Source organism: Actinomyces oris (genome assembly GCF_001937665.1).
Lineage (GTDB): Bacteria > Actinomycetota > Actinomycetes > Actinomycetales > Actinomycetaceae > Actinomyces > Actinomyces stomatis.
In genome coordinates this window covers 46,880-60,610 of the sequence record NZ_MSKL01000030.1, presented here as the reverse complement: position 1 = coordinate 60,610, position 13,731 = coordinate 46,880, and the positions used below count along the sequence as shown (strand labels likewise).

General features: G+C 68.5%; 11 protein-coding genes and 1 riboswitch. All 11 genes read left to right on the top strand.

Features of this window, described 5'->3' with window-relative positions; all coding sequences use genetic code 11:
- Window positions 1-347: LPXTG cell wall anchor domain-containing protein (locus tag BKH28_RS11790; RefSeq protein WP_143224142.1), on the top strand; the 347-nt coding region annotated here is incomplete at its 5' end.
- A gap of 74 nt (window positions 348-421) precedes the next feature.
- Entirely contained in the window at window positions 422-790 is a 369-nt protein-coding gene (locus tag BKH28_RS11785; protein ID WP_143224141.1) for a hypothetical protein, read from the top strand.
- Window positions 791-854: 64 nt separating this feature from the next.
- Window positions 855-939: riboswitch (SAM riboswitch) on the top strand.
- Between the two features lie 4 nt (window positions 940-943).
- Window positions 944-2,155 (top strand): methylenetetrahydrofolate reductase, encoded by a 1,212-nt coding sequence (locus tag BKH28_RS11780; RefSeq protein ID WP_075418975.1) that lies wholly within the window; start codon window positions 944-946, stop codon window positions 2,153-2,155.
- Entirely contained in the window at window positions 2,152-4,542 is a 2,391-nt protein-coding gene (metE, locus tag BKH28_RS11775) for a 5-methyltetrahydropteroyltriglutamate--homocysteine S-methyltransferase (protein ID WP_081380138.1), read from the top strand. Before BKH28_RS11780 ends, metE begins: the two co-directional genes overlap by 4 nt.
- Window positions 4,543-4,633: 91 nt before the next feature.
- A complete protein-coding gene (gene hisD / locus BKH28_RS11770) occupies window positions 4,634-5,974 on the top strand; it encodes a histidinol dehydrogenase (RefSeq protein WP_075418974.1) in 1,341 nt (446 codons plus the stop codon).
- 381 nt (window positions 5,975-6,355) lie between these two features.
- Entirely contained in the window at window positions 6,356-6,604 is a 249-nt protein-coding gene (locus tag BKH28_RS11765) for a hypothetical protein (protein ID WP_256695917.1), read from the top strand.
- A complete protein-coding gene (locus BKH28_RS11760) occupies window positions 6,604-8,157 on the top strand; it encodes a glycosyltransferase family 2 protein (protein ID WP_075418972.1) in 1,554 nt (517 codons plus the stop codon). The genes BKH28_RS11765 and BKH28_RS11760 overlap by 1 nt, the downstream gene beginning before the upstream one ends.
- Window positions 8,154-8,867: a hypothetical protein gene (locus tag BKH28_RS11755; RefSeq protein WP_075418971.1), complete on the top strand. Its 714-nt coding sequence runs from the start codon at window positions 8,154-8,156 to the stop codon at window positions 8,865-8,867. The genes BKH28_RS11760 and BKH28_RS11755 overlap by 4 nt, the downstream gene beginning before the upstream one ends.
- An 84-nt stretch (window positions 8,868-8,951) precedes the next feature.
- A complete protein-coding gene (gene wecB, locus BKH28_RS11750) occupies window positions 8,952-10,154 on the top strand; it encodes a non-hydrolyzing UDP-N-acetylglucosamine 2-epimerase (RefSeq protein WP_075418970.1) in 1,203 nt (400 codons plus the stop codon).
- Window positions 10,151-12,106 carry a DUF2334 domain-containing protein gene (locus tag BKH28_RS11745; protein WP_075418969.1) on the top strand — a complete coding sequence of 652 codons (1,956 nt, stop codon included), beginning with the start codon at window positions 10,151-10,153 and terminating at the stop codon, window positions 12,104-12,106. The genes wecB and BKH28_RS11745 overlap by 4 nt, the downstream gene beginning before the upstream one ends.
- 94 nt (window positions 12,107-12,200) lie before the next feature.
- Window positions 12,201-13,694 (top strand): Tat pathway signal sequence, encoded by a 1,494-nt coding sequence (locus BKH28_RS11740; RefSeq protein WP_075418968.1) that lies wholly within the window; start codon window positions 12,201-12,203, stop codon window positions 13,692-13,694.
- Window positions 13,695-13,731: the final 37 nt, after the last annotated feature.

Sequence of the window (13,731 nt, the reverse complement as noted above, 5' to 3'; positions counted from 1 at the left end):
AGGCTGACAACGCTGGTAACAACGGCGGTAACCAGCCCTCCGCCGCTGCCTCCCCGAACAACAACGGCTCCACCGCTGCTGATGGTGCCACCGGCACCGCCGGCCAGGACGCACAGGGGGCCAACACCCCCGACTCCAAGGCGGGTGCTGGACAGAAGAACTCCAGCATCGCCAAACCCGGCGGCAACGCTCAGGCCGGTCAGGGCCAGGCCGCTGCTGCTGCAGCAGCTACCGGTGGCGGCCGTCTTCCGCTCACCGGCGCCAGCATGACCGCCATCGTCCTGGCGGTGGCCGCCATCGCCCTGGGAGGTGGATTCATCCTGGTGCGTCGTCGCATGGCCAGCTGATCATGCGGGCCTCGGGGTGAGGGCCCAGCGGGAACGAGCTTGTGAAGAGCTCGGACAAGCCGGATCATCGCACTGTGTCTCAACCGCTCGCCATCACCGTCGGTGACTACTTCCCAGTGGGGGAGAGGATGCGCCGGCTCACCCCGAGGCTGGCCCAGGCCACCAACGCAGCACGCTCCGTTCTGATAGAAATCGCTCAGCACCGTGAGGTCATCACCTACGGCGAGCTCAGTGATTCGATCGGACGGAGCGTGCTGCCGCGTCATATGGGACCGTTACTCTCCATGGTCAGTCACGACTGCGCCGCTCGAGGAGAGCCGAGCCTGGCCTCCCTAGTGGTCTCGTCCGCCACCGGAGAGGTCGGCACCAGGGACTCGAGCTGGGCTCCGCCGGAACGGCTCGCCTGCTGGGTGACATGGGGCGAGGACCGGACCGGCGACTGAGCGGAGTCATTCTCGCTATGTGGGACGCCGGCGAGGGTGGGAAACAGCCGTGGTTTGATACGCTCAACCATCCAGAGCGGCCGAGAGACCTGGTTCCATGACGCCGCAGCAACCCGGTACGCGGGTGCTTCAGCCAGGATCGATGGAGACGATGTGCGAGACAATGAGCCCACCGAGCCCACAGCCACGGCCGGGAGCCGCGGCGACGGCTTGAGTAACGCTGAGACCGGAGCCGTCCGGCCATTGCCCACCGTCAGCCTGGAGCTCTTCCCCCCGCGTCCGGGTAAGGCCGCCTCCGCCACCTGGGGCCGCATCGACCGGCTCCTCGCCACCGGGCCCGACTTCGTCTCGGTGACCTACCGGCCCACCTTCGTCACCGACCCCGCAGGAGGGATCAGCGGTGCGGGGCATGAGGAGAGTCCTTCCGAGCCTGCGGCGGGTCAGCGTGAGGCCGTGCCCCGCGTGCGCGTGGTCCAGGAGCAGACCAATCCGTCCGAGAGTGTGCTCGCTCACGTGCTGGAGTGCAGCACCATTCCCCTCATGGCGCATCTGACCTGTATCGGTTACCGCAAGCAGGAGGCCGTCGACATCGTCACCCGCTTCCTTCGCATGGGAGTGCGGCGCTTCCTCGCCCTGCGCGGTGACCCCCCAGCCGGTACCCGGGCCGACGACGTCGCCGGGGAACTGCGCCACGCCGACGACCTCGTCCGGGTCATCCGGGAGGTCGAGGCCGACTTCTTCGGTGACGGCAGGCGTCACGTCACTATCGCCGTGGCCGCCTACCCGGCCACCAGTGACCATATCGAGGCCATTGAGGTCCTGGCCGCCAAGCAGGCCGCCGGAGCGGACATGGCGATCACCCAGGTGTTCTACGACGCGGCCGACTACGTGGCGCTGACCAACGCGGCCTCCTACGCGGGGGTGAGCATCCCGATCCTTCCCGGGGTGATCCCTCTGACCGACCTGCGTCGGCTCACCCGCCTTGAGGCGCTCACCGGGGTGCGTGTGCCCGAGAGCCTGCGATCCTCACTGGGATCAGCCAGTGGCGCAACCCTCGTGGAACGCGGTATTGGTGCGACGCTCGACCTGGCCACCGCCCTGCTGCGTGCCGGGGCCCCCGGACTGCACCTGTACACCTTCAACCGCACTCGGCCGGCCCTCGACGTCATCAGCCACCTGCGTCTGGGCGGCATCCTGGCCGGAGCCGCGCCCGATCGGGAGGTGCGTGACGCCGTCGATCGCGGATACCTCCAGGCCACGCCCGGCCGAGGCCCCTCCTTCCTGCGCTGCGGCTCTCCCGGTGCAGCACTCTCTTCCCGCCACCCCGTCCAGCCCCACACCACCATCACCAAGGAGAACGCATGAGCGCCACCCCTGAGTCGGTCGCCCCCGCCTCACCGGCTGAGATCGCCGTGACCGAGTCACAGGTCCCCTCCGCCCCCCTGCCGGGGGCCACCATTCTGGGATACCCCCGCATCGGCAGGGACCGCGAGCTCAAACGCGCCGTGGAGTCCTTCTGGAAGGGGAACCTGAGCGTCGATGAGCTCAGGCACGCCGCTGCCGAGCTGCGCGGGGCGACTCGCTCGCGCCTGACGGACCTGGGGCTGACTCAGCCCGCCTCGGTCCCGGCGGACTTCACCCTCTACGACCAGGTTCTTCAGGTGACGGCCACCCTGGGGGCCGCACCCGCCCGTTTCCGTGACCTGCTGGACGCCGACGGCGCCCTCGACATCGAGGGCTACTTCACGCTGGCTCGCGGTGAGGGCTCCCGCCCGGCCATGGAGATGACCAAGTGGCTGGACTCCAACTACCACTACCTGGTCCCCGAGATCGACGCCTCCACACCCATCGGCTACGTCGACACCGCCATCGCCGACCAGGTCCGCGAGGCCCAGACCGCTGGGATCGAGGTGCGCCCCGTCGTCGTGGGGCCGGTGAGCTACCTGCTCATGGCCAAGCCCTCCGATGAGGCCGCCGAGGGCTTCCACCCCCTGGACCGGCTCAGCGACGTCCTGCACGCCTACGGTCATCTCCTCATGGACCTGCACGAGGCCGGTGCCACCTGGGTCCAGCTCGACGAGCCCGCCCTGGTCTCCGACTCCTGGAACGTCGAGCGTCAGCGCGTCCTCGACGCCGTGCGTGACGCCTACACCTGGCTGGGCGCCATCGTGGAGCGCCCCCAGATCCTGGTGGCCGGGACCTACGGCTCCCTGGGTGACGCCCTGCCCGTGCTCGGGCAGGCCCCGATCGAGGCCGTGGGTCTCGACCTCGTGGCCGGTTCCCTGCCGGAGGCCGGAGACCTGGCCGCCCTGGAGGGCAAGGCCGTCGTTGCCGGCGTCGTCTCAGGACGCAACATCTGGCGCACCGACCTGAACCGGGCCATGGAGACGCTCGAGCAGCTGCGCGAGCGCCTTCCCGAGGGCACTCCCATCACGGTGGCGACCTCCACCTCTTTGCAGCACGTGCCGCACGATGTCGAGCGCGAGACCGCCATCGACCCGGAGATCCGCTCCTGGCTCGCCTTCGCCGATCAGAAGGTCGGCGAGGTGATCACCCTGGCCAAGGGCCTGGGGACGGGCCGTGACGCCATCGCCGCAGAGCTCGCCCAGGACGCCGACCTGCGCAAGCAGCGCGCCGCCCACCCGGGCGTGCACCGCGACGAGGTCCGCGCCGCCGTCGACGCCGTCACGGACGCCGACCGCACTCGAGCCCCCTACGCCGAGCGCAAGGCGGCCCAGGACGAGCGCCTCGGTCTTCCCGAGCTTCCCACCACCACCATCGGATCCTTCCCTCAGACCGCTGAGATCCGTAAGGCCCGCGCCGCTTGGCGCAAGGGTGAGCTCGACGATGCCGCCTACGACACAGCCATGCGCGCAGAGATCGCCAGCGTCGTCGCCCTTCAGGAACGCCTGGGCCTGGATGTCCTGGTCCATGGCGAGGCCGAGCGCAACGACATGGTCCAGTACTTCGCCGAGCTGCTCGACGGCTTCGTGACCACGGAGCACGGATGGGTCCAGTCCTACGGGTCGCGCTGCACCCGCCCCTCCATCCTGTGGGGCGACGTCGCCCGCCCCGAGCCCATGACGGTTGCCTGGTCGGCCTACGCCCAGTCCCTGACCGACAAGCCCCTCAAGGGTATGCTCACCGGCCCGGTGACGATCATGGCCTGGTCCTTCGTCCGCGACGACATCCCGCGCGCTCAGGTCGCCGACCAGCTGGGGCTGGCCCTGCGTGCGGAGGTGGCGGACCTTGAGGCCGCCGGCATCGGCGTCATCCAGGTCGATGAGCCCGCCATCCGTGAGACTCTGCCGCTGCGGCGCGCCGACCGCCCCGCCTACCTGGAGTGGTCCGTCGGCTCCTTCCGCCTGGCCACCGGAGGGGCGGCTCCCGCCACCCAGATCCACACCCACCTGTGCTACTCGGAGTTCGATGTCGTCATCGACGCGGTCGACCACCTCGACGCCGACGTGACCTCCATCGAGGCCTCCCGCTCGCGCATGGACATCCTTCCTGCGGTGGCCGAGCACGGCTTCGAGCGTCAGCTCGGCCCGGGCGTGTGGGACATCCACTCCCCGCGCGTGCCCAGCCAGGCCGAGTGCACCGACCTGCTCCAGCGGGCCGTCGACGCCCTGGGGGCCGAGAAGGTCTGGGTCAACCCCGACTGCGGCCTCAAGACCCGCGCCTACGCCGAGACCGAGGCGAGCCTGACCAGCCTGGTAGGCGCCGCCCGCGCCGTGCGCGGGGCCCGATGAGCCTCTGACTCAACCGCAGATGTTGTGAGGCGGCCCGGGAGACAACGTGCTCTCCCGGGCCGCCTTGTGCGTGACCGGTAGGCTTACGGGCATGCTCACCCGCACTGATCTGCGCAGCACCCGACTCTCTGCACGCCAGCTGGCACAGGCCCTGCCCAGGGCCACCCTTGACGTCACCGCGGCCCAGGCCGCAGTGGCTCCACTGATCGAGGACGTCCGGTCCCGTGGAGCGGCCGCACTGCGTGATGCCGCCGAGCGCTTCGACGGCGTGCGCCCCGTTCACCTGCGTGTGCCCGCTGCGGCCATCGCCCAGGCGCTCAACGACCTGGACCCGGCGGTGCGCGAGGCCCTCGAGCTGTCCATCGCCCACAACCGGGCCGGGCACACCGCTCAGGTGCCCGTCGAGCGAACCACGGAGGTGGTCCCCGGAGGCACCGTCACCCAGCGCTGGATCCCCGTCGAGCGCGTCGGGCTCTACGTTCCCGGAGGACTGGCCGTCTATCCCTCCAGCGTGGTGATGAACGCGGTGGCCGCCCAGGTCGCCGGCGTCGAGCAGATCGCCCTGGCCAGCCCGCCCCAGGCCGAGTTCGCAGGTCTGCCTCACCCCACGATCCTGGCGGCGTGCGCGCTGCTCGGGATCACTGAGGTCTACGCTGTCGGTGGCGCCCAGGCCATCGCGATGCTTGCTTACGGCGCTGACGCCCAGGACGACACCGATCGCGCAGACGCCGGGGGAGAGATCCTGTGCCGGGGCGTCGACGTCATCACCGGTCCCGGCAACGTCTACGTGGCGGCCGCCAAGCGAGCCGTTATGGGAGTGGTCGGCATCGACGCCGAGGCGGGCCCTACCGAGATCGCCGTCCTGGCCGACGCCGGGGCCAACTCAGAGTACGTGGCCGCCGACCTGCTCTCCCAGGCGGAGCATGATCCCAACGCCGGTAGCGTCCTCATCACAGACTCCCCGGAACTGGCCGACGCCGTCGACGCGGCGCTCGAGCGCCGGCTCAGTGCGACCCGGCACCGGGAGCGGGCATCGACCGCCCTGAAGGGGCCGCAATCGGGAACCGTCCTGGTGCGTGACCTTGCGCAGGCCATTGAGGTCGCCGACGCCTACGCGGCCGAGCACCTGGAGATCCACACGTCCGACGCCCCCGAGGTCGCACGTCGGATCCGCAACGCCGGCGCCATCTTCATCGGCCCCTACAGTCCTGTGCCCCTGGGGGACTACCTGGCCGGCTCCAACCACGTCCTGCCCACCGGAGGTACCGCCCGCTTCGCGGCCGGGCTGAGCGTGATGGCCTTCCTCAAACCGGTCCAGCTCATCGAGTACAGCGCGAGCGCTCTGGAGGTCATGACACCTGCACTGGAGGTCCTGGCGAGCTGTGAGGATCTGCCGGCCCACGGTGAGGCGGCACGCGCCCGGAGACTGTGAAAAAGGCTGCCGAACAGGCCTTTCGAGATCGTTCTGTGACCTACTCGTGACCATCCACTGCCGCATTTGGGAGTGGGCGTGATGGCGCCACCTGCTGCCCTTGATGCTTCAATCGTTGAGATGCCGCCACCTCCTGCTCTTGTGAGCCACCTCCAAGAGGCCGCTTATTGCATGGTCGAATAGCACAGTGTTGCAAAGCGTTACTCTATTGTTATATTTGGTTACGACGCACGGTGCGCCGTGCCCGACGGGCTGAGTTCCCACATCCCGTCACCCCCGGGCGCGCCGCACCGAGGCGTCGGTGCCGACTGAATCTGCTTGCCGCATGCGGTGGTGCCGGTCGGCGCCGGCCCTACCCCTTGGATCCAGATGGATGGCCTCATGCACTACTCCCCATTCGCCGCCGGAACCGGACTGTTCGTCGTGTGGTATGTCGCTCCGGCAGGTTCCCCTCCCGCTCTCGTCGCCCGCTTCCTCATCGACTGTGCCGGCCTGGTGTTCGTCGCCATCCTGGCCTTCTTCCTGATGACCAACCTCTATGGCGCGGCCCGCGCCCTGCTCCCGCACCCCGGGCGCACCGCCGGGCGTCACGTCCAGCAGCGCAGCGGCCTGATGAGTCTGCGAGCGTGATGAGGACGCAGACCCCGTTCATGTCCATGAGCTTCGATTCCTCGAGCCTCCTGGGAATCCTCGACCGCATCGGTTGGTGGGGCGCCCTGGGGATGATCGCAGTCGCTCTCGCCTACACCTTCTTCATGCTCATTGCCTCCCGTGGGGCCCCGAGGCACAGCGGGCCCTCGCATCCGGATGCGCCGCTGCTCATCGTCATCCTCATGCCCTGCCTCAACGAGGCGGAGGTCATCGGTGCCAGCGTCAGGCGGCTCACCTCGATTCCGGACCCCGGCCTGCGCATCATGGTCATCGACGACGGCTCCGACGACGACACCGCTCAGGTGGCCGCCCAGGCCGGCGACGAACGTGTCGAGGTGGTCCGCCGTCGTCCTCCCCACGCCCGTCTGGGCAAGGGGGAGGCCCTTAATGACGCGCTGTCGATCGTGCGCTCCCGATGCACCGCGGTGTCCTCCTCGCGAGTCGTCGTGGGAGTCATGGACGCCGACGGCAGGCTTGATCCCCACGCCATCGGGGAGGTCCGCAAGGCCTTCGCCCCGCAGGATGTCGGTGCCGTCCAGATGGGGGTGCGCATCAACAACCGTTTCGGTTCTCTGCTCGCCCGCATGCAGGACATGGAGTTCGTGATCTTCACCGAGGTCTTCCAGCGAGGACGGCGCCGAGTCCACAGCGTCGGCATGGGTGGTAACGCCCAGTTCGTCCGCCTCAGCGCACTCGACGCCCTGGGACCCCGGCCCTGGACCCGCTCGCTGACCGAGGACTTCGACCTGGGGATCCGGCTCAACGCCACCAGCTGGACCAACGAGTTCTGGCCCGCGGCCTCCGTTCACCAGCAGGGCGTGACGAACATGCGCCGCCTCATGCGCCAACGTACCCGCTGGTTCCAGGGAAACCTCCAGGCGCTGCACCTGCTGCGTTCCGTCGCCCGCGAGCAGCGTGGCCTGGGGCGCGCCGACACGCTCTGGCAGATCCTCACGCCCTACCTGCTCCTGACCGGGTCCCTGCTGACCCTGTCCTTCCTCATTACCATGGTGACCGCCGCTGTGGCCGCGGTCCTCAGATGGGAGCAGTCATGGATATGGCTCGTCGGGGCCTACGTCATCGCCTTCGGGCCCGCACTCATATACGCCTGGATCTACTGGCGCATCGAGCGCAGTGAGGGGCTGAACCCGCTCAAGGCCGTGGGCTACGCACATCTGTTCGTCCTGTACGGGCTCCTTCCCAGCCTCTACGGGTGGCGAGCAGTCGCCCGGGAGCTGACCGGGCGCACCGGGTGGGCCAAGACCGCTCGGGAGGCGGAGCCTGCTCAAGGAGCGCAGGCCGCGCCCAGCAGGCCGGCTGCCGGTCCCAACGAATCGGCACCCGTGGGCTCACCGGTACCGAGCAAGCAGCGGCCGCCCAGCGGGCCTGCGAGGGTGGAGTCCCTTGCGGCTCCCCAGGGCGCAGGCCCGGGCAGTGCCGTCCCGGTCCGCCCCCTGCTGAACCCCACCGCCGTGATCGTGCGCCGACCCCGCCGTCCAGCCAGCAGTCTGACCAACGAGGAGATGAGATGACAGCCGCCAACGCGCCTCAGCACGCAGGAGCCATCGACGGCTCTCGTCGCGGCAGGATCCTGCGTCGCGTACTTCTGACGGCCTGCGTCCTGGCACTGGTCCTAGGAGTCACCGTGTACTGCCATGCTCGAGAGACGGAGTCCTCGGACTGCTCCCAGTGGGAGATCATCTTCGATGGCTATGGCGAGGCCTCGTGCTCCGATGGCCTGCTGCGCCTCAAGCCGACGTCGGCCAACTCCCATGACACGACCCACGCCGGGTTGGCCACCTCCACCACGGTCGAGATCGAGGCGGGCAACGTCCAGACCATCCACACCACGATGACCACCGTCAGACAGCTGCGTGAGGACGGTGAGCCCAATGCCTGGGAGGTCGCCTGGCTCCTGTGGAACTACACCGACAACAACCACTTCTACGCCCTGGCCCTCAAGCCCAACGGCTGGGAGGTCTCCAAGCAGGACACCGCCTACCCGGGGTACCAGAGATTCCTGTCGTCCGGCTCCACGCCCGTCTACCCACCCGGGAAGAGCCACGACGTCACCGTCACCATTGACACAACCAAATCGACAGAGGTCGCCTTCACCATCACTGTGGACGGGAAGGAGCTCGGAACCGTCGCCGACAAGCAGTCCCCCTACCGGTCCGGAAGCGTGGCGGCCTACTGCGAGGACTCCGATGTCACCTTCACCCCGATCATCGAGGACAAGTAGGACCTCCCCTCCACGGCGATATCGGACTCGGCCACCACAGAGGCCCACTTCGTCCCACTCCCGACACACGACCAGGAGAACCCCATGACAACCGACTCCACGCAAACGGGCAGCCCCCTGAGGGTCATGCTCGTCTACGGCACCCGCCCAGAGGCGATCAAGCTCGCGCCTCTGGTGGCCGCCATGCGCGACGACCAGCGCTTCGCCCCCATCGTCGTCGTCACCGGACAGCACCGCGAGATGCTCGACCAGGTGCATGAGTTCTTCGGCATCGTGCCCGACGACGACCTTGACATCCACTCACCGGGACAGACCCTCACCCAGATCACCAACCGCTGCCTGCAAGGGGTGGGGCGGGCGATCGAGGCCCATCGGCCGGACGCCGTCGTCGTCCAGGGGGACACCACCTCCGCCTTCGCCGCCGCGCTCGCGGCCTTCTATCACGAGGTCCCGGTCCTCCACGTCGAGGCCGGTCTGCGCACCGGAGACATCTCCTCACCCTTCCCCGAAGAGGCCAACCGGCGGCTCATCAGCCAGGTGACCACCCTGCACCTGTGCCCCACCACCACCAGCCGGGACAACCTGCTGCGCGAGAGCACCGACCCGCAGGCCGTCAGTGTTACGGGCAACACGGTCATCGATGCGCTCCTGGTCGCCGTCGACCGTCGGGTCCCGCCACCGGACGAGAATCTGGCAGCAGCACTGAAGGACGCCTCCCAGCGTGTCGTGCTCGTCACCGCCCACCGCCGTGAGTCCTGGGGCGAGCCGATGCGGGCCATCGGTCGTGCCGTCGCGCGCCTGGCCGAGAAGCACCCCGAGGTGCTCTTCGTGCTGCCGGTCCACCGCAATCCCAAGGTTCGCGAGGACCTCCTGCCGCAGATCGAGGGCCACGCCAACATCATCTGGTGCGACCCGCTGGAGTACGGAGCCTTCTGCGCGCTCATCGACCGCTGCGACGTCGTCCTCACCGACTCCGGGGGTGTCCAGGAGGAGGCCCCAGCGCTGTCCAAGCCCGTCCTGGTCATGCGGGACAACACCGAGCGTCCGGAGGCCGTCGCCTTCGGGGTCGCCGAGCTGGTCGGAACCGACGAGGACCGCATCGTCGAGCGGGTCTCCACCCTGCTGACCGACGAGGCGGCCTACACGGCCATGGCCCAGGCCGCCAACCCCTACGGCGACGGGCACGCCTGTAAGCGCATCCTGGCCGCCACCGCCGCCCTGTTCGGCCGCGGTGTTCCCCTTCCCGAGTTCGAACCTGTTCCCGCCTCATCCAAGGAGTGTTCATGAGCCTTCCGACCCTGCTGTCTGCACGACGCCGCCGCTGCGCACTGGCCGCCATCGCGGTGTGCCTGGGCAGTTCCATCGCCTCAGTGGGCCCCGCCCAGGCCGCACCCGCCGCCGGCACGCAGGTCCCGGTCGCGGCCCAGGCCGCAGCGGCCAAGCCCGCCGGTGGGGCCCAGGCCAATGACGCCGAGCCGGCCAAGAACCCGCTCCCTGCTCCGCCCGAGCCCGCCGCCGCGGCCAAGAAGGAGCTCCCCCTCAAGGCCGATAAGCAGGCCGGCGTGGATCTCAACAAGCCTGCGCCCGCCGCAGGACAGGTCCAGATCCGCGACCTGAAAAAGAATGCGCCTGACGTTCCTGCCGGCGCGGTGACCTTCTCCAACCAGGAGGCGGGACCCGCATCGACCCTGGTCCTGTTCGACACCACCGGTGACTACGCCAAGCTGGGGGAGTACTACGCCCTGAGCATGGGCACCCTGGCCAGCCACTCCGGGACCGTGACGACCCTTCCGGTCAAGGACTACGTCGCCGGCCTGGCCGGTCGCTTCACCAACGTGGTCTACATCGGCTCCACCTACGACGAGCCCCTGCCGCGAGCCTTCATCGACGACGCCCTGACCGGCAACATCCCGGTCATGTGGTCCGGATTCAACATCTGGCAGCTGGCCAAGACCGACGCAGACCGCGCCGCCTTCACCCAGCGCTACGGCTGGGACGCCGCCAGCTCCTACATCGACTCCACCGACAGGGTCACCAAGATCAGCTACAACGGTGCCTCCCTGAAGCGCAACGAGCTCAACTCCGGTGGCATCATCGCTCCGCACATCACCCGCGACAAGGACGTCAAGGTCCTCGGGCGCGCCGAGTGCTCCAAGCCCGATGGTGCGGCCACCGTCTGCGCCTCCGTCGCCCAGTCCGGCACCAGCTCCTTCCCCTGGGCGGTCAGCTCCTCCGGAATGACCTTCATCGGTGAGATCCCCCTGACCTACCTGGGTGAGCAGGACCGGTACATCGCTGCTGCCGACATCCTCCTGGACTTCCTCCAGCCCGGTGCCCAGCAGTTCCGCCAGGCCGCTGTGCGTCTGGAGGACGTGACCCCGGACAGCGACCCCGAGGAGCTGCAGGCCATCGTCGACTACCTCCACAGTGAGAACGTGCCCTTCCAGATGGCGGTGGTGCCCAAGTACGTCGACCCCAAGGGCACCGAGAACAACGGGACGCCCAAGGAGCTCACTCTTGAGGACTCCCCGGAGCTGGTGGCCGTCCTCCAGGACGCCGTGAAGAAGGGCGGAACGATCGTCCAGCACGGCACCACCCACCAGTTCGGGACCCTGGACAACCCCTACAACGCCGTCTCCGCTGACGACTTCGAGTTCATCCGCTCGTGGTGCTCGGCCACCAACGACACCAAGGCCCCGGCCGTCGACTGCGAGGACAAGTCCTTCGTCCAGATCGGAGGTACCCTGCCGGGCACCTCCCAGGCGTGGGCCGCCGAGCGCGTGGACCAGGGACGCCAGATCTTCGGCGAGGTGGGCCTGCCGACTCCGGAGATCTTCGAGACCCCGCACTACTCGGCCACCCGTGAGGCCTACTACGGCATCGGCGAGCACTACCCGGTGCGCTACGAGCGCGAGCTCCTCTACGCCGGCACCCTGACCAATACCCAGGCCGGTCCTCACGACTACTACGGTCAGTTCTTCCCCTACGCGGTCAACGACCCCTACGGGACCCACGTCCTTCCCGAGAACCTGGGTAACTTCGAGCCCAACGAGATCAACCAGCACCCGCCGCGTCTGGCTCAGGAGGTCATCGACGCTGCCAAGCTCAACCTGGTCAACACTCACGCCACCGCCAGCTTCTTCTTCCACCCCTACTACCCGCTGGCCGAGCTGAAGAAGATCGTCACCGGTATCAAGGCCGAGGGGTACACCTTCGTGCCGGCCTCGGAGCTGAAATGACCACGGCGCAGACTGTGATATTCAGCGGTTCCGGATTCACGGAAATGGGACCGTTCGGTCGAAATATCTCTCAAGAGACTGGAATAATGTTTTCATGACTTTTGAGACTAATCGCAGAAGGGCACTGGCGCTCCTGGGCGCCGGGATTCTGGGGGCCTCAGTGTCCTCCTGCGGGCACGCGAATGTCACTCCGCCGGCCAGGGGAGACGGGGCGACCACCCATCTGAGGCTTCACATCAGTGACGCTCAGGGCAACGCCCTCAGTCTCGAGGCGCTGCGACGCATTCAGTCCAATGGCAAGGGCGAGGTCGGCTATGACGACGCGCTGCTGGATGCCAAGACCCTGGAGGTCATCGCAGTTGGCCCCCTCTACCAGGATGAGGGTGGTGTCATCGGCATCGATGTGCCCACCGGACGTGCCTGCACACTGACCATGTCCTGGCCCACCAGTCATGGGTACTCGGCTCTCATGGCGGATCTGCCGGCCTCCGGCGAGCACGATCTCCTGGAATTGGCGGCCAGAACCCTCCATGACCGGCAGGCCGAGCGCTATCAGCGGGCCACCGCGAATGGTCTCAAGGGCGCTGACGAGGCGGTAACGCTGCGGACCTCCGCCCAGCAGTCTCTGGATGCCTGCGCCACGACCCAGTCCTGGGCGGACCGAGGCCGCCTGGCGAACTCCGCCCTGGAGTCAGCCGCAGGGGCCCAGCTCGCCCTGGACCGGGCGCTGGCCGCCCAGGCACCACAGGACGCCGTCATCGGGGTGACCTTCACCCGAGTGCCCACGGCCGCAGAGGTGGCCGCCGCCCTGGCTCCCGGTGGACCCGGAGGTGGCAAGCGGAAGGTGTCGGCCCGTCTGGTGATCGGTGACCCCAATGACGCCCAGGAGATGGCCGGCTGGCGCAGCACGGTGGAGACCCTGCACGCGCAGGGCGGGCAGGCCCTGGTTCAGATCTGCGACTCCCACGACATGGTCGCCCTGACCGACGCAGCCTGGGACGCACGGGTCAACGCCCTCATCAAGGCGCTTCCCAACGTCGATGCCTGGGAGGTCGGCAATGAGATCGGTGGGGACTGGCTGGGCGGTGGGCCGGTAGCCAAGGCCCAGCGAGCGGCCAAGGTCGTGCGTGAGCGCACCAGTGCCACGACGGTGCTGACCCTGTACTACCAGCTCGGGCAGGCGGACCCGGCGTACTCCCTGTTCAGCTATGCCGCCAGGGAGATCCCCGCGTCGATCAGGGAGCAGATCGACGTCGTGGGGCTGTCCGTCTACCCACAGCTCCATCCGCTGGGAACAGCCGCTGATCGGGTCCTGAACACTTTGGAGGACGCCTTCTCCTCCTCCCGGATCGCTGTGACCGAGCTCGGGTACGGAGGCCAGGACCTCAACGCCGGCCCCTGGTGGTTCGGTTCGGCCTCCGACCCCGTGGCGGCCCGCACCGCCGTCGCCGAGCATGTCACCGGAGCGGCGCTGGGGCGCGCCGACGCCTGGGGCGCTCCCTTCTGGTGGTACTACCTCGAGGATCAGGTCGGGACTCCCGGGGGCCAGGTGGCTCCGGCGCTGGCCGCCGTCTCCACTGGTTTCTAGCGCGCCGGGGTCGGTGGGCGATGCCTGTAGAGGAGGC

What these genes read in the sequence shown, in the direction of transcription:
- metE (WP_081380138.1), top strand. Translation starts at nt 2,152, where the DNA reads ATGAGCGCCACCCCTGAGTCGGTCGCCCCCGCCTCACCGGCTGAGATC.
- hisD (WP_075418974.1), top strand. Translation starts at nt 4,634, where the DNA reads ATGCTCACCCGCACTGATCTGCGCAGCACCCGACTCTCTGCACGCCAG.
- BKH28_RS11765 (WP_256695917.1), top strand. Translation starts at nt 6,356, where the DNA reads ATGCACTACTCCCCATTCGCCGCCGGAACCGGACTGTTCGTCGTGTGG.
- BKH28_RS11760 (WP_075418972.1), top strand. Translation starts at nt 6,604, where the DNA reads ATGAGGACGCAGACCCCGTTCATGTCCATGAGCTTCGATTCCTCGAGC.
- BKH28_RS11755 (WP_075418971.1), top strand. Translation starts at nt 8,154, where the DNA reads ATGACAGCCGCCAACGCGCCTCAGCACGCAGGAGCCATCGACGGCTCT.
- wecB (WP_075418970.1), top strand. Translation starts at nt 8,952, where the DNA reads ATGACAACCGACTCCACGCAAACGGGCAGCCCCCTGAGGGTCATGCTC.
- BKH28_RS11745 (WP_075418969.1), top strand. Translation starts at nt 10,151, where the DNA reads ATGAGCCTTCCGACCCTGCTGTCTGCACGACGCCGCCGCTGCGCACTG.
- BKH28_RS11740 (WP_075418968.1), top strand. Translation starts at nt 12,201, where the DNA reads ATGACTTTTGAGACTAATCGCAGAAGGGCACTGGCGCTCCTGGGCGCC.